Consider the following 17,698-nt stretch of genomic DNA (forward strand, 5'->3'; position numbering starts at 1 on the left):
TTTAATAGCCTTTTTAGTAAAATATTTACTAAAAAGGCTATTCATTTTCTTATTAGAGTTATCTTAATCAGCTACAGCAACTTCTTTTATTTGAGTAGTGCCGTTTTTCAAGTAGGTATCTAAAAACTTCAGAATAGCACCGTAGCCTTTTATCTCGTTTTCTTTTTTTACGAAACCATGTCCTTCGTCGGGGAAAACGATGTATTCTACGGGTACTTTATTTTTCTTTACGGCTGCTACAATTTCGTCGGATTCTACTTTTAATACCCGTGGGTCGTTGGCCCCCTGAAGCACGATAAGAGGCTTTTTAATTTTATGCGCAAAAAATAATGGTGATTTATTATAAAGGGCTGCCGAGTCGGTCTTAGGATTGCCCATCTCTTTATAAAGTGCTTCCCGGAAAGATTCCCAATAAGGCGGAATATTATTTAAAGTACGCAGCCAATTGGCTACGCCAAAAATATCCACACCTACGGCAAATTCATCGGGGGTAAAAGCTAGAGCGGCTAATGTCATATACCCACCGTAGCTACCGCCTAAAATACCAATTTTATTTTGGTCTACGTAGCCCGTTTCAGCCAGGAATTTTTTAGAAGCCACACAATCTTTCAAATCTACATCGCCGTGCTTTTGGTCATCCGCGGCAAAAAATGTTTTACCATAACCCGAACTGCCCCGGTTGTTTACCGCTAACACTACATAGCCATGGTTCACGACATATTGTAACAAAGGGTCATAACCCAAAGTAGTTTGCCCGCCCGGGCCACCATGAATCCATAATAAGGCCGGAAGTTTATCGCCGGCTTTGGCGCCTTTGGGAGTATACAGCAAAGAAGGAATTTCTAAATCATCAAAAGATTTATACCGGATTACTTTTCCAGCTACTAAATCGTTGGGGTTAATGGCTTTATTCATGGAGTTGGTAAGAGCCTTAACCTCTTTCGTTCCAAAATTATAAACGTACAGATTATTGGGTGCTTTAGAACTATTTACATAAAAGGCCATTAATTTACCGTCTTCCGAAATATTAATATCGTTGATATTACCGGCTGGCATATCGGGTAGTTCTAAGGGTTTGTTCGAGCCTGTTTCGTAAATTTTAATCTGAGTTCGGGCATCATTATTAATACCAGTTATCCGGTGTTTGCCATCGTAGGAAAAGTAGGTGTACATAATATCCCAATCGGCTTTTTCTACATCGGCGGTTTTGCCCGAAGCTATATCGTAGCTTTTAACAAACTTAAACTCGCTGTTCTCGTCGGTTAAAAAATATAGTTGCTTGTTATCTGGGGTAAAGGTTGCCGGAGAATAAGAAATATCGCCTTTATGCGGACTTAAATGCTTTAACTGCTTGGTGGCCACATCATATAAATAAATGTCGTTGTTATTAGTAGTAATACTTTTAATTAAGGCGATATAGCGTTTATCGCGCGAAATAGTAGTAGCATCTAATCCTTGGGTATTTTCTAATAGTAATTTCGGAGTTAGCGTTTTTACGTCCATTTCGTAGAGGTCGAAATAGCGGTTATCGCGCTTGTTGCTGATAAAAAAGAAACTCTTTCTATCGTGCGCCCACGTAAAAAATTGGGATTTAGCTTTTTCGCCGGGGGTTAAATCTTTGGTTGTGCCATCCAGGTTTTGCACATATAGGTGGCTTATTTCATTTCCGCCCTTATCGCTGCTGTATAAAATGCGCTCATCATCCGGGAAATAAGAAATAGTAAAAACGGAGTTAGTAGTAGAACGGGTAAGTTGTTTGGGTTCTCCTCCGTTTACCGGTAACTCAAAAGCATTGTAAATACCGGATTGATTACTTGTGTAAAGAATTTTGCTATTATCAGGAGAAAAATCACTGCCCCCGATGGAAGTAGTAGCCATAAATTCTTCGATGGTATAAGCTTTAGCCGGAGCTTCGGTTGTTAGCTTTTCTGATTTACTGGTTCCGGAATTATTACAGCCCGAAAGCAGAACTAAAATTATAACTTGACCACTAATAAACTTCCATAAATTTTTCATAGCAGGCGGGTTAGAGTTGTAGAGAAGGATTACTTTTAAATTTACATAAACCATTAGCAAATAACAAGTTGTAAGTTAATATAAAGTTTATGTGAGTAATTGGCTTTAGGTGTTACTTTACTTAACCAACGTAAACCTGTCAGAGGTGCAAGTACTACTAAAACAAGGCCTATTTACTGGTTAAATAATGCGTATATTTTTATCAGGGATCGAGAAAAAGGAAGCTAGCTACTTAACTTTTCTACAATTATCTCGCAGATTTCGTGAGTGCGTAGTGCATCGCGGGCGCTAATCTGAGGCGGAGTGCCAGTTCGTAAAGCTTGTAAAAAATCTTCTACCAGGTTATCGAAGCCTCGTTTGTATAAGGTAGACTCCCAATCGCTGCCGCCTGGCCAAGAGGTGTTTTTATTACTTAAAATTTCAAGTTCGGCTACGTTGTAAGCAATTCTTTTTTCGGTGGCATTCATTACTTCCAATTTTTCTTCGGTAGTGCCGGTATCGCGGTTCATGATGCCAATGGCAATGGCTTGTTTATTTATAAGTTGAATGACTACGTGGTGCAACACATCGCCTTGTTTTTTCCCATGAACCACAATATCCTCGATGGAATAAGGAAATAAATACCGTAAGGTATCTACAACGTGAATAAAGTCTTCTACCACAAACCGGCGGATGGTATCGGGCAAGGCCTGCCGGTTTTTTTGCATGATAATTAAATTAGGCTCCGGAAGTTCTTTTAACTTTTGGTAAACAGGAGCGTACCTCCGGTTAAAGCCCACAAAAAGCAATAAATTATGATGCTCAGCCAGTTCTACCAGATGCTTAGAATCAGGATAATTTAAAGTGAGCGGTTTATCCACAAAAACGTGGAGGCGATGCTGTAAAAATAATTTTACTAGTTCGTAGTGGGCTTCGGTAGCGGCATGTACCATAACCCCGTTTAGGCCACTTGCTAAAAAAGTATCCAGAGTTGCATGAAGGTTCGTAAACCGGTATTGTTGGCCTAACTCGGTTAGTTTAGTAACATTACCAGAAAAAAGATGGACTTCTATATCGGCCCGTTTACTTAAAACGGGTAAATACGCTTTCTGTGCAATATCGCCTAAACCTACTATGCCTACTTTTATCATAACGTAAAGGTATAATTACTTTTAACCGTTTTTATTAAAGTAGTTGTTCGTTTTTAGTTGTTTAGCTGATGGCTTAGAGTAATCATTAGATTATCACAATTTATACTGTACACTAATTTCGTTGAAGTACTTAAAATTTATAATCAGAAATTTATGTGGTGGACGTATGCGCTGTTATCAGCGGTATTTGCAGCTTTAACGGCTATTTTTGCCAAAATTGGCATAAAAGGGGTTGACTCGGACTTGGCTACTGCTGTTCGTACGGTAGTTATTTTAACTTTAGCCTGGTCTATCGCTTTTTTCAAAGGTAGTATTCCTGGTTTAGCGAATCTTACCAAAACAAACTGGACTTTTCTGGTTTTATCCGGGTGTGCTACCGGCTTATCCTGGATATTTTACTTTAAAGCCTTGCAGGTTGGTAAAGTTTCGCAGGTAGCTCCCGTTGATAAAGCCAGCGTAGCCATTGCTATTTTTTTATCTGTTGTATTTTTAGGCGAACCCCTTAGTTTAAAAACTGCTTCAGGAGCAGGATTAATTATTTTAGGAACACTCGTTTTAGTTTTATAAGACCTTAATTTTATCTTTTTATTTACTTAAATAAAAAGATAAAATTAACTAAGTACCTGATTTAAAATAGGTGATTAAAAGCTAATGTGTTATTAACCTAAAACGTATAACTAAAAACTTATTACTTAATTTCCTTATATACTTCATTGGCTAAAACGGCATCGCCTTCCGCGTTCGGGTGGATGCCATCTGGTGCCAAAGCATCTTTACCCAGCATGGGAGTATACAAATCAATTACTTTTACTTTCGTTTTTTTTGCTATAGTTTCTATTAAAGGTAAAATTTCGTTTTTAATCACTCCCGGGTTAATTTTAAAATTCTCGTAGTACGCTGGCATGGGTTTACAGATGTATACCTTAGGGTGGGAGGGGAGTTTTTTGAAAGACTTAACAAACGCAATGTAATCTTTTTTAAATTCGGCTTTATGCTGCCAGTTTTGCGGCTTGGAATCATTGGTGCCTAGCTTTATTACTACAATATCGGGTTGCCATTGCAGCACTTCCTGGTATTTGGCTTCTTTCCAGTAAGGGAAATCGCCCTTTTTTAATAAGGTGCGGCCACTAATACCATAATTTTCAACGTCGTAAGTATCGCCTAGCAAAACCTGCAGTTGGTCCGGGTAGTTTTTGCCGGCTTCTACTCCCGCTCCTGCGGTAATGCTGTTGCCCACACAAGCAACTTTAATTTTAGATTGAGAAAATCCGATAAGCGGATAAATAAAAAGCAGAGCCAGAATAAACCAGTTTTTCATAATGTGGCAGTTTGCAATAAATCAGATAAGTAAAGTTTAAAAGCTTTCCAATTAACGAACGAATAAGCAAATTAACTAAACTACTGGTTGTGATAATTTCCTATTCTTTGCAATGCCGACCAATCTAAAAATCACCTATATCTGCTAACAGAACTTGTTAACCTCAACAATAAACAAAAAAGTAAATTAGGTAGATAACCCGGGAAGGCAATTCTTTATTTCAGATTAAGTACTTCGCCGGAATTCGTTTAGCCAGTAATTTTCAAGTCGGGCTACAAACAAGTACTAATTGCTAAACTTTGCCAGATGGAATGAGTAAAAAATAAGTAGTAACTTACTTAAAAGCAGCTTTTTATGGCCTATTATTATCGATTAGGTACTATCCCGCCGAAAAGGCATACTCAGTTTCGGCAGCCCGATGGTAGCTTATATGCTGAGCAACTGGTAGGAACTTTAGGCTTTCACGGGGTTTCATCGCTGTTGTATCATATTCATCCGCCTACTCAAATTAGTCGCATCGGGGAGCCTGTTCCGTATGCGGCCGTTGAGGTTAAAAACCGGCCCCTGGCTCCCGGCCATATGCGTACTTTAACCCAAACCATTACTGGTACGGATTACTTAAGCGCCCGCCAAACGCTTTTAGTAAATAATGACGTAACCATCAGCATTTGTAACCCCGACCCCAGCCACTCAATGGATTATTACTACAAAAATGCACAGGCCGATGAAGTAGTATTTGTCCACGAGGGCAGCGGAGAGTTACTTTCTCCTATGGGTAAACTGGAATTTCAGCAAGGCGATTATCTAGTTATTCCCCGCACGGTTATTCATCAATTTAAATTCCAGCCAGGTCCAATCCGTTTACTGATAATCGAAGCATTTAGCCCCGTAGAAACCTGTCGTCGTTATCGCAACCAGTTTGGGCAATTATTAGAGCACGCTCCGTATTGCGAACGCGACATACGCCCTCCCGCTGAATTAATTACCCAAACGGAACCTGGCGAGTACCGGGTACAAATTAAAAAAGAAGGTTTTTTGCACCAGTATTTTTATAATTTTAGTCCGTTTGATGTGGTGGGCTGGGATGGCTTTTTTTACCCTTATGCTTTTTCTATCTACGATTTTGAACCCATTACCGGCCGTATCCATCAACCACCGCCTGTTCACCAGACCTTCGAAGGGCATAATTTTGTGATATGCTCGTTTGTACCACGCTTATTCGATTATCATCCTTTGGCTATTCCAGCACCCTACAATCATTCCAACGTTGATTCAGACGAAGTGCTTTATTACGTAGCAGGTAACTTTATGAGCCGCAAAGGGGTAGATATTGCCTCGTTCACCATTCATCCGGGGGGTATTCCGCACGGGCCGCATCCGGGAACTGTAGAGGCCAGTATTGGGAAAAAAGAAACGCATGAGTTGGCCGTAATGATTGATACTTTTAAACCTTTGCACTTAACCGAAGCCGCCCTGCCTTACCTGGATGAAAATTACCCTTTGAGTTGGAAGTAAAGAAATTAGTAAACGGTAGGAGAAAACTCCCGCCTAAGTGGGAGTTTTTATTTTAATTCCTTTGTCTCAGAAGAAGGAACGTAAACGCTTTAAACTCAATTTGCGGCATAGAAACAGGAAGTTTATGCGTATATTTGCCACCCAATATGAATAGTAGCTATGCAAATATCTGAAACAAATAAGTTGCAGAAGATTATAATTGTGGGCGATCGGATTTTGATAAAGCCAAAATCACCGAAAGACCAAACTAAAAGCGGATTATTTCTGCCTCCTGGGGTGCAGGAAAAAGAAAAAGTGCAGGAAGGTTACGTAATGAAAGTAGGTCCGGGCTATCCTATTCCCGCTGATTATACTTTTGAGGAAGAATCGTGGAATCAAAATGGCAACGAAGAAGAAGTTAGGTACATACCCTTACAGGCTAAAGAAGGCGATTTAGCCATTTATCTGCAACGCGATGCCATCGAAATAAATTACTTATCGGAGCGTTACTTTATCGTACCCCAGGCAGCAGTTTTAATGCTGATTCGGGAAGAAGATTTAGATTAAAGTTCTTTTACATACCTAAATAAGAAAGCGGCACCTATACATTGCCGCTTTCTTGTTTTATAATAGTAGTGTATTTAAAATTATACGGCTTTTGTACTAAGCGGCAAAGTGTTGGTTCAGCCAGCGGGCCAATATTATTAAAGCCCAAAGTTCGGTGCTATAATCGTAGCGGCCCTGTAGTTGCATCTGAATAAGTTGTTGCGTTTCCGGAAAGCGGAGGTAGCGGAACAATACGTGTTGCGGATTCTGCAAATCTTCAACAATCCAGCGGTTTTCGTTTTGTTTAAGCCAATAACCCAGCGGCATCCCAAACCCTTCTTTTGGCCGGTTAGCAATTTGCTTTTCCTGGTGTTTCTCCAGAATATGCTTTAGAATCCATTTAGAACCATTCTTAAATAAGGTTCCCGGAGGTAAGGTTTGTAAGAAAGCATGTAAGGCGTTATCCAAGTAAGGCGTTCGTACCTCCAGCGAATGAATCATACTGGTTTTATCTGTTAAGGCTAGAATATCCGCAATCAAATACTGGTGTAAATCCTGGTTCAGGCTCCAACGCAGGATATTTTGATTGTTGGCAGGTGTTTCGGCGAGGGCTGTGTTCCCAAAAAATCCAGGTTGTAACAAATCTTGCAAGTGCTGGTCCATGGCCGTAAAATTTAAATAAGTTTGAACGGGTTGGTACGGCTGAATTTTATCGGCAAGTTTCCGGATAAGTAAAAATTGCTTACGAAGCGGATGCTTTATTCCGGTGGGTAACATGCTTGCTCCCGGTTTAAACAAAGCCAAGAATATATGGGCAAACCGACGATGTTGCAGGAAATGATAAAAAGCCCGGTGACGGTTGTATCCACCAAAAAGCTCGTCGGCACCTGCGCCAGACAGAGCTACTTTTATAGTAGATCTTACTTGTTTAGATAAATAATAGGTAAGCAAAGCTGCTCCATCGGCAATGGGTTGGTCCAGGGTGGTTACTAAATCATCTACGTATTTTAAAATAGAAGCATCTATCTCAAACGACTGGTGTTCGGCGCCAAAATCCTGAGCGGCAAGTCGGGCAAAACGGTAATCGGCGGAGCCGAAAGTGCTCTCCGAGGCTTTGTTGCTAATAGTAAAAGCCGGGAAGTGCCGATGTCCTAATTGTTGCACCAACGCCAGTATTAAAGTAGAATCTACCCCGCCACTTAAAAATAATCCCACCGGTACATCGGCCCGTAATTGCCGCTCCACTGATTTTAAAAGTAAATTTTCGGCTTGCGAAGTTATCTCCGCATCGCTGCGTTCTGTATTTGTTGTAGTTGCGTAAGAGGGAATAAAAGATTCTAAGTGAAGTTTTTGATTCGCATAACTTAAAATCTGACCTTCTTCTAACTCATAAATATTCCGAAAAAATGTTTGGGGTTTTAAAGCATACCGGTAGCGCAGGTAATTTAGCAGTTGCGGTTCATTTAATTCTTTTTTAATTAACCCGGATGCCAGCAAGCTATTTATTTCCGATGAAATAATCAGGTACTCGTTAGAATGGAAATAATACAAGCGTTTAATGCCGAATCGATCGCGGGCGGCAATTAGTTTTTGAGTTTGCGTGTCGTAAAAAATTAAGGCAAACATACCGTTTAGTTTTTCTAAGCCAGCCTGCCCAAATATTATTAAAGTTGCTAGCACCACTTCCGTATCAGAAGTAGTCTGGAAAGAGTAGCCTTTAGTTTGCAACTCGGCCCGGAGAGTTAGGTAATTATAAACTTCTCCGTTATAGAGGAGTAAATAACGCCGGTCTAATGAGAAAAGGGGTTGGTTTGCCTCGTTCGAAAGGTCAAGTATTTTTAAACGATTGTGCCCAAAGTAAATATATTCTTGGTTGTAATGAGTGGTGTAATAATCCGTAGCATCTGGTCCGCGGTGAACGTTTGCTTGAGTAAGACGCAGAATGGCCGAATCTGGAGCGGGACCGTTCTTACTGATAATTAAATTAATACCGCACAAATTCTTCTGGATTATTTTAAAACGTATTCGCTGAATACGCAGAAACAAATAAAAAGGAGAAAGTCAAATGTATGAACAGGAATAATTTTATCAACCCAACCAACTTTCTATAAATACATATTAGATAAACAGCTTATTTTGACTACTTAGATTCTGTGAAGCATATTTAAAGTGAATGAAGTAGTTTATAACCGGTTCTCCGGATCATCGGGAATGTTGGGCCAATATGTCTGGTAAAACTTACAGAAATGGGTAAGGGCGCAGCTATCGCATTTAGGTTTACGGGCTACGCAAATATACCGGCCATGCAAAATAAGCCAATGGTGCGCTTTCGGAATTAAGTGTTGGGGAATTCCCTGCATCAATTGCTTTTCTACTTCCAGCGGCGTGTGCGCATTTTGCGTAACCAAACCCAGTCGTTTAGATACCCGAAAAACGTGCGTATCTACGGCCATAGCAGGTTGGTTGTAAATAACCGAAGAAATAACGTTAGCCGTTTTACGTCCTACACCTGGTAATTGCTGCAATTCGTCTACACTGCTGGGTACTTCGGCGTTAAACTGCTCTACCAGCATTTTACCTAAACCAGCTAAATGCTTGGCTTTATTGTTCGGGTACGAAATACTTTTAATAAGGGGGTAAATATCATCTGGGGTAGCCGCCGCCAGGTGCTGCGGAGTAGGAAATTGGTCATATAAAGCCGGAGTTACCATATTAACCCGTTTATCGGTACATTGGGCACTCAGTACTACAGCTAGTATTAACTCGTAAGCGTTATTATAGTGCAGTTCGGTTTTAGGTTCCGGAAAATTATTAGTAAAATATTCTATTAAATGCTGATAGCGTTCCTTTTTGCGCATAAAAAAAGTTTGCAGCGTTTTACTGCTGCAAACTTAAGTTTTTCGAATAAGTTAAAATAGAGTTAATTGTTTTTTCGCTCGGAGCTTTCAATTCGCCATTTAACTTTTCTTGCAAAATCAATAACTCAGCACAATGCTCAGCCAATTTCTGATCTTTAGCAAGGGTTTGTTCAAATACTTTTTTCTCACCCAATGCCAATTCATCATAAATGTATTGGATGAGATCATTGTGTGTAGAGATTTTTATCATAATCAATATTCTGGTTTGTCATCTTCTTCCGAAGGTTAATCAATGCGTACCGCATGCGGCCCAGCGCAGTGTTTATACTAACCCCGGTCGTTTCAGCAATTTCCTGAAAGCTCATATCAGCGTAGTGCCGCATAATCAGCACTTCTTTCTGGGCTTCGGGTAATTGCTGGATCAATTCGCGGAGACGCTTGTGCGTATCCTCCTTGATCTGCAAGGCTTCAATTGATTCTTCGGCAAATGCCAGCGTGTTAAAAACATTGCTGCCATCTTCCATTTCAATTGTTGGGTTCCGTTTTTCTTTACGGAAATAGTCGATTGCCAGGTTATGGGCAATACGGCAAATCCACGAAGAAAATTTACCCTCCTCGTTATACCGGCCACTCTTCATTGTATGGATAGCTTTAATAAAAGTATCCTGCAACAAATCTTCGGCGGTATAAGTGTCTTTTACGATTAATAGAATCGTGGTAAAAACTTTGTTCTTGTGTCTTTTTACTAAGAGTTCGAAAGCGTTTTCATTACCTGCAATATATAACGACACCAGTTCTGAGTCGCTAAGTTGGATTGTGTTCATATTAAAGCTACATAAAATTAACGTAGAGCTTTATTCCATATTGTACAGATTAAGAATTTTTAGGATGTTACTTGGAAGTGTTTCTCTGTAAATATATAGAGATATTTTCAGAATTGCAAAGTAGCCAGTTACATAGAAGCCTTTTTTTGAAAATTTTTTTATAAAAACCGCAAAAATCGTCCCAATATAAAATTTTAAGCCTGGTTCAAAGACTCAAACATTCTGAAATATGATGAATTTAGCCATCAGAGAGTTAAACTCATAATCTATTTTAAAAGGTGTTTCAGGAGCTAATTTAGTAAATTCTGGGCTAAAAAGAGCGTCAAGAAACATAAAAGGTAGGCAGTTACCATATATTTCTTTAGTTACTAAAAAATAAGCAGATTAAATAATAATTAATCAAAAATTTTGCAGCAAGTAACTTTAGCCAGCGGGTAGGATAGTAGCCAGATTATTAAAAAAACCTTGGAGTAATTGTCGTGCTTCCTGTACCTGCTCCGTATTAAGTCCGTAGCAAACGCAGGTTCCGTTTACTTCGCCGGTAATCAGGCCAGCTGCTTTTAATTCTTTTAAGTGCTGCGATACTGTAGATTGCGACAAAGGCAGTTCTTCTACAATGTCGCCACAAATGCAAATTTGCTTTTGACTAAGCAATTGTAAAATAGATATGCGGGCCGGATGCGCCAATGCTTTAGCGTAAGCGGCTAGTTTTATTTCTGTTTCGCGGAAAGAGGCTGCCTTGGAAATTGCCATATCTGCCAGGTTTAGAAGCTTTATTTCTAAGAGTATAATGTAAGATTAAAATTAGTAAATATTGCAAGACTTGCGCTGATTGAGTTGGTTCAGCGTAGCCCATTAAAGTTAGGTTATCGCTTCTACACTTAGGGTTTACCTTATACAAAAAGCTTTTACTCGCTTTTATACGGATATATACTTATTAAGGCAGGAGCTTACGTTACTAAGTAAAAATATATTACCCATAATTAAATAATTGCAAATAGGTGAAAGCAAGAATAAGAATGAGCCTCTTTGCAGAAGATATGCTTTTGCCAGAACAAATAGGTACTAGAATCCGAACGTTCTGCTTTGTGTTTTTTACCTTTGCCCCACTAAAAATTTACCTATGTTACGCTTCCAGGATCTGGCTGATCTTACTCATGGCAACTTACTGCAGTTAAAACAAGATTATTTAATTCAGTATTTATTAACGGATAGTCGTAAGCTGGCGCATCCGGCTAGTTCTTTGTTCTTTGCCATTAAAGGTGTTTATAACAATGGTCACCAGTACATTGCTAATTTATATAAACGGGGAGTACGACAGTTTGTAATTGAGGAAAGCAATGCAATTCCAGGTGTAAAACAAACCGATGCCCTGGAAAGAGCTTTTCCGGAGGCTAACTTTTTGCAGGTAAACAGTAGTTTAGCGGCTTTGCAAAAGTTAACCGCGTACCATCGGAGTCAGTTTTCGTTACCGGTAATTGCTATTACGGGTAGTAACGGCAAAACCATTGTAAAAGAATGGTTGGCACAATTACTTAGTCCCGATGAACGCGTGGTAAAAAGCCCGCGTAGTTATAATTCACAAATCGGGGTGCCGCTCTCGGTGTGGCAAATTAATCAAAATCATACACTGGGCATTTTTGAGGCTGGAATTTCGCGCATGGCAGAAATGGAAAAACTCGCCGCTGTTATTCAACCTACCGAAGGCATTTTTACTAATATCGGGCAGGCCCACGCGCAAGGATTTGAATCGGTGGCACAAAAAATAACCGAGAAGTTAAAATTATTTCAGAATGTAGAGCGTCTTTATTATTGCCTGGATCATGTTCCTGTTCATGAAGCAGTAGTGGCGGCAAATATTCCGGCGTTTACCTGGTCGCGGCACCAGTCTGCCGATTTGCAGATTGTAAATAGCGCTCTGCAAAACAATCACTTTGCCTGCAAATTCAAATATCAACAGCAAACGGGCACGCTACTCATTCCTTTCACCGACGAGGCTTCCATTGAAAATTGCTTGCATTGTTTGGCCGTATTGCTGGTTAGGCAAGTGCCATTACTCGAAATCCAGCAGCGATTTTTAAAATTAACTCCGGTAGCCATGCGCCTGGAGATGAAAGAAGCCATAAACAACTGTTACCTGCTCGACGACTCGTATAACAATGATTTAAGCGGTTTAAGTATTGCCTTAGATGTACTGCAAAACCAAACCCGTACAGTTAAGAAAAGCGTGATTTTATCAGATTTGCTCGAATCTGGTTTGTCCGAAGAAGTATTGTACAGCCAGGTGGCCGAATTAATCCGGGTTCACCGCATCGACCGCTTAGTTGGGATTGGTCCTGTTATCAGCCGGCATAAATTAAAGTTTGAGTTACCCGCTGAGTTTTTTGCGGATACAAATGAGTTTTTAGAAAAATTTAATGCGGATAACTATCGTCAGGAAACCATTCTATTAAAAGGGGCGCGGGTATTTGAATTTGAGAAAATAGTAAGCGCTTTTCAACGGAAAGTTCATGGTACGGTACTCGAAGTAAACCTGGATGCTTTGGTGCATAACCTAAATTTTTACCGCGCTAAGCTGGCTCCCGAAACCAAGTTAATGGTAATGGTAAAAGCTTTTGCTTATGGCAGCGGCTCCTACGAAATTGCTAATTTACTTCAGTTTCACCGGGTAGATTACCTCACGGTGGCGTACCCGGATGAAGGTATTTCGCTGCGGGGGCACGGCATTAGTTTACCCATTATGGTAATGAGCCCTTCGCCGGATTCGTTTACTAAGTTGCAGCAATACAAGTTAGAGCCCGAAATATATTCTCTGGAAATTCTGGAGGCCTGCATGAAAGCTTTACCTTCTGACCCGAGTTACCGCCAGAACATTCATTTAAAACTTGATACCGGTATGCACCGCCTGGGCTTTACCGAAACAGATCTGGAACCTTTGTTTGCGCGTCTGGAGGCTACCCCGCAATTACGGGTAATAAGCGCCTTCAGCCACTTGGCGGGAGCCGATGAAGCCATGTATAACGATTTCTCGCAGTTACAAATATCCCGTTTCCGTGCCATGGTGCAGCAAGTAGAAAATAGGTTAGGTTACAAGGTTATTAAACATATTTTAAACTCGGCGGGGATAGTGCGTTTTCCGGAGCACCAAATGGATATGGTGCGGTTAGGCATTGGGTTATATGGGGTAGAAGCAACCGGCATGGAACAAGATGCTCTACGTACGGTTGGTCAGTTAAAAACTACTATTTCGCAGGTAAAGGCAGTAGCTTCCGGAGAAACAGTTGGTTATAGCCGTAAAGGTATTGCCGACGAACCAAAGCAAATTGCTACCATTGCCATTGGCTATGCCGATGGATACGACCGAAGATTTGGTAATGGTGTTGGTCAAGTTCTTATAAAGAAACAAAAAGCGGTAATTATCGGGAATATTTGTATGGATATGTGCATGCTGGATGTAACCGGGCTGGACGTAAAAGCCGGTGATGAAGTAGAAGTTTTTGGCGAAAATATTACTATTGGTAAAATGGCCCGGAAAATAGGCACCATCCCTTACGAACTACTCACAAATATTAGTGGTCGGGTAAAGCGGGTTTTCTTCGCGGAGTTATAGTAAGTAAAGGTTCTTTAATCTTTTAATTTTTGGAGCCTTTTCAAGTCTCTAAGCTTTAGTGCTATCTTACTTGAACCGTAACCTGTTTGCCTCATGGCCGGCGGGCCTAGTTTGGCTATTGAGGGCGAGTCTAAGCTTCTTTTGTTCGTGCCTCACAATGCCTCGATCCTCGGCACCAGAACATTATAATGCCCTCCATAGCCAAATTGGTGTTATTTATTCTTAGCTATCTGATTCTAATTTTGTGGAGTAGTAGTTTTAGAATTAGTAAATACGTTTTTTAAATTATATTTGGTGTTAAGTGCTGCGACAAAATAAAGGGAATACCTTTTAAATTTATACATGAAAAAAGTTCCTCTCCTAAGCTTAGTAGGAGTAGAGGTAGTTTTATTTTTAAGGGTACAGTTCATAAGTTGGCTTTGTATTGATTTAGTAAATAATAATTGCTTTCAGGCACAAAAAATACGTCCGCATAGCTATTTAACAGCTTGCAAACTGTCTAAGCTAACCAGTGTAGGTTTACCCACAAAAGCCGCTTTTAAAATGTAGCCTTCTTTCATTTCCTTAGCGCGTTGCAGCTTTACTTTATAGAAAAAATAATTGGTTGTATCGGTAACCTGAAGAATTTCTTGCGGCTCTACCATGGTTATGGCGAATCCGTTAACAGTAGGTCGGTCATATAATTTCTCCTCAATTGTAGCTATAATCACTAACTGTTTTTCGGTAGGAGTATGCGTCCCGGATTTTTGCTCAACACCCGATTGGCAACTAACAGCTACTGCAAATAGAAGAATATGAGCGAAAATATTTTTCATATATTTTAAATTTTTTTCCGAAGAGTTACTTACATTTGGGCTGTTACTAACCGTAACGTTTACGCCCCTTTCTTTCCGCAACAAAACAAACAAAAAACTTCTCCTAAAATTTATTGCGTGCTTTAAATAAGCACCCAGGAAGGTATGTCTGTATCCAAAAATTTTAAAAGATTATTTTTAAATAATTACTTTAACTATGCTTAAAACAATTTTACTCCCGCAAAAACTTCGGTTAGCTTGTTCTGCTTTCGGATTTAGTACGATGTTGTTACTTGGTGCATGTAGCCAAAAAACAATAAGTTCCGCTACTCCTACACCGCCTACTACTCCAGAAACGGCAGCTTTCAGCCCAAAAACTACTTACCAGATACCCGTTGATTACTATACTTTGGATAACGGTTTAAAAGTAGTTCTGTCACCGGACAAAACTACCCCTATTGTTACCGTAGCGGCTTACTATAATATTGGTTTTCGGAATGAGCCAAAAGACCGTACTGGATTTGCTCATTTATTCGAACACATGATGTTTCAGGGTTCCCAGAATTTGGGTAAAATGGAGTTTATTCAGTTAATTCAGAAAAATGGGGGCGTTTTAAACGGCTCAACCCGATTTGATTTTACGAATTACTTCGAAATTGTGCCAGCCAATAAACTGGAAACCATTCTATGGGCCGAGGCCGATCGAATGCGAGGTTTGAACATTACGCAGGAAAACCTGAAAAACCAACAAGAAGTTGTAAAGAACGAAGTAAAAGTAAATGTTCTGAATCAGCCTTATGGGGGGTTTCCTTGGCTGGATATGCCCCAATATGCGAATAAAAACTGGTTTAACGCGCATAATTTTTACGGGGACTTGAAAGACTTAGACGCGGCTAATTTAGATGATGTTAAGAGTTTCTTTAAAACCTTTTACTCACCTAATAACGCGGCACTGATAGTAAGCGGCGATTTCGACCCAACTCAGGCTAAAACCTGGGTAAAGCAATATTTTGGCGCTATTCCTTCCGCAGATTTACCGGCCAAAGTAGATTTAACCGAACCTCGCCAGGAAAAAGAACAACGGTTTGTCAAAGACGATAAACTGGCGACCAAACCTGCGCTGGCTTTTGCCTACCACATGCCCGACCGGAATACGCCCGAATATTATGCCATGGGTTTACTCGACCAGATATTGATACAAGGTAACGATAGCCGTTTGTATCAGGCGCTGGTGCAAGAAAAGGGCTATACTGGTAGCGTAAGCGGAGGCATTAATTCTGGGCTAGGCAATATGTTTAATTACAATGGCCCCATGCTCTGGGACGGTAACCTGATTCACGACAATAATGTAACGGCAGATTCTATTATTGCCGTGATTGACCGGGAAATTAAAAAATTAGAAACAAGCGGTATTGACCAAGCTTTGCTGGACTTGGCCATTGTAAAAATGCGCTCTAGTTTCTACGACCAGATTAGCCAATTATATGGTTTCGGAAAGGCCGATTTACTGGCTAGTTTTGCTTTATTTGATAACAATCCGGCGCGTATTAACACTTTAGAAAGTGAATTCCGAAAAGTAACACCGGAGCTAATGCAGAAAACCTTGCGCGAATACCTGCGGCCAACCAATCGTACCATTTTAACTGTTAACCCATTAGCCAAAAGTTAAGGAGGATTTATCACCATGAAAATTATAAATATCTATTTGTTAAACGCGGCTTTGCTGTTTAGCGGTGCCACTGCCCTCGCTCAGAAACAAACTCCCCCAACCGGCGGCGAACCACGCAACTTTACTTTACCTGCTAAACAAGAATTTACTTTGCCCAACGGCTTACAAGCTACCATGGTACCCTACGGCGAAATACCAAAAGTTACCGTGAGTTTAATTGTGCAGGTAGGCAATGTGCACGAAACAGAAAAAGAAAATGGCCTGGCTGATATTACCGGACAGCTTATGCGGGAAGGCACCACTAATTTAAACGCCAAACAAATTGCCGAGCAGGCAGCCCGCATGGGTGGTTCTGTAGATATAAGCGTAGGCTCGAACCAAACAACTATTTCGGGTTCAGTTTTATCGGAGTACGGACCGGAACTGGTAAAATTATTGGCCGATCTGGTGCAACATCCGGCTTTTCCGCCTTCGGAAATAGAACGTATTAAGAACGATTTTAAACGCAGTATGAATTTGGCCCGCTCGCAGCCTGGTACGCAGGCTGATACTAAATTCCGGATGGCCATCTATAAAGGCCATCCTTACGGGCGTGATTTGCCTACCGATGCGCAGATTGATGCTTTTACTGTGGAGCAAGTACGGGACTTTTACCAGCGCCAATTTGGTGCGCAGCGCACCGGTGTGTACGTAGCCGGTAAATTCGAGGGAAGTGCCATGCGGCAAGCTATTACTTCGGCCTTAAGCGAGTGGCAGCAAGGACCACCACCGCGTATTGAAATTGCTCAACCGGTTACTAAACCCGATATGTTATTGCTAGACCGGCCCGGTGCTCCGCAATCTACCTTAATTATTGGCTTGCCTACCATTGATCCCTCGCACCCTGATTATACCAAACTGCGCGTAATGAACTCTTTGCTGGGTGGCTCGTTTGGCTCCCGCATTACCCGCAACATCCGCGAAAATAAAGGCTATACTTATTCACCACACAGCACTATTGCTCCGCGTTACCGGGTAGCCGATTGGAGCGAACAGGCCGATGTTACCACCGAACATACGGGTAATTCTTTAAAAGAAATCGTTAACGAAATAGACCGGTTACAAAAAGAAGCGCCTTCTCCCGAAGAGTTAAAAGGTATTCAGAACTACGTAGCGGGTATATTTGTGCTGCAGAATTCGTCGCCGGGAGGCATAATCAACCAACTGAATTTCCTGGATTTACACGGTCTGCCCGATACGTATTTAACAAATCAGGTGCAAGCTATTCACGCGGTAACGCCCCAGGAAGTAAAAGATCTTACCAAAAAATATATTCGGCCCGAAGATATGACTACGGTAGTAGTAGGCGATAAAAAAGTAATTACGCCGCAGATTAAAAAGTTTCAGGCGGAGATAAAGAAGCGAGCTTTGTAAGTAAAAGTCTGTAAACTAAAATTTGC

15 protein-coding genes are annotated in these 17,698 nt (G+C 40.7%); 6 read left to right on the forward strand and 9 right to left on the reverse strand.

The genetic code is table 11. From position 1 onward, the window contains the following. Positions 1-63: 63 nt before the first annotated feature. Together HUW48_RS25230 and HUW48_RS25235 are read right to left on the reverse strand one after the other, a co-directional pair. Positions 64-2,016, reverse strand: coding sequence for a S9 family peptidase (locus HUW48_RS25230; protein ID WP_182413562.1), 1,953 nt, complete (start codon positions 2,014-2,016; stop codon positions 64-66). Positions 2,017-2,240: 224 nt separating this feature from the next. Continuing rightward, positions 2,241-3,146, reverse strand: coding sequence for a Gfo/Idh/MocA family protein (locus HUW48_RS25235; RefSeq protein WP_182413563.1), 906 nt, complete (start codon positions 3,144-3,146; stop codon positions 2,241-2,243). Positions 3,147-3,299: 153 nt separating this feature from the next. On the opposite strand from HUW48_RS25235, the gene HUW48_RS25240 reads away from it, so the two are divergent. Next, positions 3,300-3,713 carry an EamA family transporter gene (locus HUW48_RS25240; protein WP_182413564.1) on the forward strand — a complete coding sequence of 138 codons (414 nt, stop codon included), beginning with the start codon at positions 3,300-3,302 and terminating at the stop codon, positions 3,711-3,713. Between the two features lie 121 nt (positions 3,714-3,834). Here HUW48_RS25240 and HUW48_RS25245 read toward each other — a convergent pair whose 3' ends face one another. Next, positions 3,835-4,464: a GDSL-type esterase/lipase family protein gene (locus HUW48_RS25245; RefSeq protein WP_182413565.1), complete on the reverse strand. Its 630-nt coding sequence runs from the start codon at positions 4,462-4,464 to the stop codon at positions 3,835-3,837. A 354-nt stretch (positions 4,465-4,818) separates the two neighbouring features. Here HUW48_RS25245 and HUW48_RS25250 point away from each other — a divergent pair, with 354 nt between their 5' ends. Next, entirely contained in the window at positions 4,819-5,979 is a 1,161-nt protein-coding gene (locus HUW48_RS25250; protein ID WP_182413566.1) for a homogentisate 1,2-dioxygenase, read from the forward strand. Positions 5,980-6,138: 159 nt separating this feature from the next. Beyond that, positions 6,139-6,525, forward strand: coding sequence for a co-chaperone GroES (locus tag HUW48_RS25255; RefSeq protein WP_182413567.1), 387 nt, complete (start codon positions 6,139-6,141; stop codon positions 6,523-6,525). Positions 6,526-6,621: 96 nt separating this feature from the next. Here the strand turns inward: HUW48_RS25255 and asnB are convergent, their stop codons facing one another. The 5 genes from asnB to HUW48_RS25280 form a co-directional block, all read right to left on the reverse strand. Continuing rightward, the gene (asnB, locus tag HUW48_RS25260) at positions 6,622-8,502 is read right to left on the reverse strand and encodes an asparagine synthase (glutamine-hydrolyzing) (protein ID WP_182413568.1); all 1,881 of its coding nucleotides are present in this window, start codon (positions 8,500-8,502) and stop codon (positions 6,622-6,624) included. A 185-nt stretch (positions 8,503-8,687) separates the two neighbouring features. Beyond that, positions 8,688-9,362, reverse strand: a complete 675-nt coding sequence (gene nth / locus HUW48_RS25265) for an endonuclease III (protein ID WP_182413569.1) — start codon at positions 9,360-9,362, stop codon at positions 8,688-8,690. Between the two features lie 19 nt (positions 9,363-9,381). After that, entirely contained in the window at positions 9,382-9,612 is a 231-nt protein-coding gene (locus tag HUW48_RS25270; protein ID WP_182413570.1) for a hypothetical protein, read from the reverse strand. Then, on the reverse strand, positions 9,587-10,186 hold the full coding sequence (locus tag HUW48_RS25275) for an RNA polymerase sigma factor (protein ID WP_182413571.1): 600 nt from the start codon (positions 10,184-10,186) through the stop codon (positions 9,587-9,589). Before HUW48_RS25275 ends, HUW48_RS25270 begins: the two co-directional genes overlap by 26 nt. A 423-nt stretch (positions 10,187-10,609) precedes the next feature. Beyond that, complete coding sequence (locus tag HUW48_RS25280; RefSeq protein WP_182413572.1) at positions 10,610-10,939, reverse strand: ArsR/SmtB family transcription factor; 330 nt, start codon at positions 10,937-10,939, stop codon at positions 10,610-10,612. A 370-nt stretch (positions 10,940-11,309) separates the two neighbouring features. Between HUW48_RS25280 and HUW48_RS25285 the strand changes: the two genes are divergently transcribed. After that, the gene (locus HUW48_RS25285) at positions 11,310-13,796 is read left to right on the forward strand and encodes a bifunctional UDP-N-acetylmuramoyl-tripeptide:D-alanyl-D-alanine ligase/alanine racemase (RefSeq protein ID WP_182413573.1); all 2,487 of its coding nucleotides are present in this window, start codon (positions 11,310-11,312) and stop codon (positions 13,794-13,796) included. Between the two features lie 476 nt (positions 13,797-14,272). Here HUW48_RS25285 and HUW48_RS25290 read toward each other — a convergent pair whose 3' ends face one another. Beyond that, positions 14,273-14,611, reverse strand: coding sequence for a hypothetical protein (locus tag HUW48_RS25290; protein WP_182413574.1), 339 nt, complete (start codon positions 14,609-14,611; stop codon positions 14,273-14,275). 196 nt (positions 14,612-14,807) lie between these two features. Between HUW48_RS25290 and HUW48_RS25295 the strand changes: the two genes are divergently transcribed. Together HUW48_RS25295 and HUW48_RS25300 are read left to right on the forward strand one after the other, a co-directional pair. Beyond that, complete coding sequence (locus HUW48_RS25295; RefSeq protein ID WP_220463973.1) at positions 14,808-16,259, forward strand: M16 family metallopeptidase; 1,452 nt, start codon at positions 14,808-14,810, stop codon at positions 16,257-16,259. Positions 16,260-16,274: 15 nt separating this feature from the next. Further along, positions 16,275-17,672: a M16 family metallopeptidase gene (locus HUW48_RS25300; RefSeq protein WP_182413575.1), complete on the forward strand. Its 1,398-nt coding sequence runs from the start codon at positions 16,275-16,277 to the stop codon at positions 17,670-17,672. Positions 17,673-17,698 lie beyond the last annotated feature (26 nt).

It is taken from the genome of Adhaeribacter radiodurans (assembly GCF_014075995.1).
In the GTDB taxonomy this organism is placed as follows: domain Bacteria; phylum Bacteroidota; class Bacteroidia; order Cytophagales; family Hymenobacteraceae; genus Adhaeribacter; species Adhaeribacter radiodurans.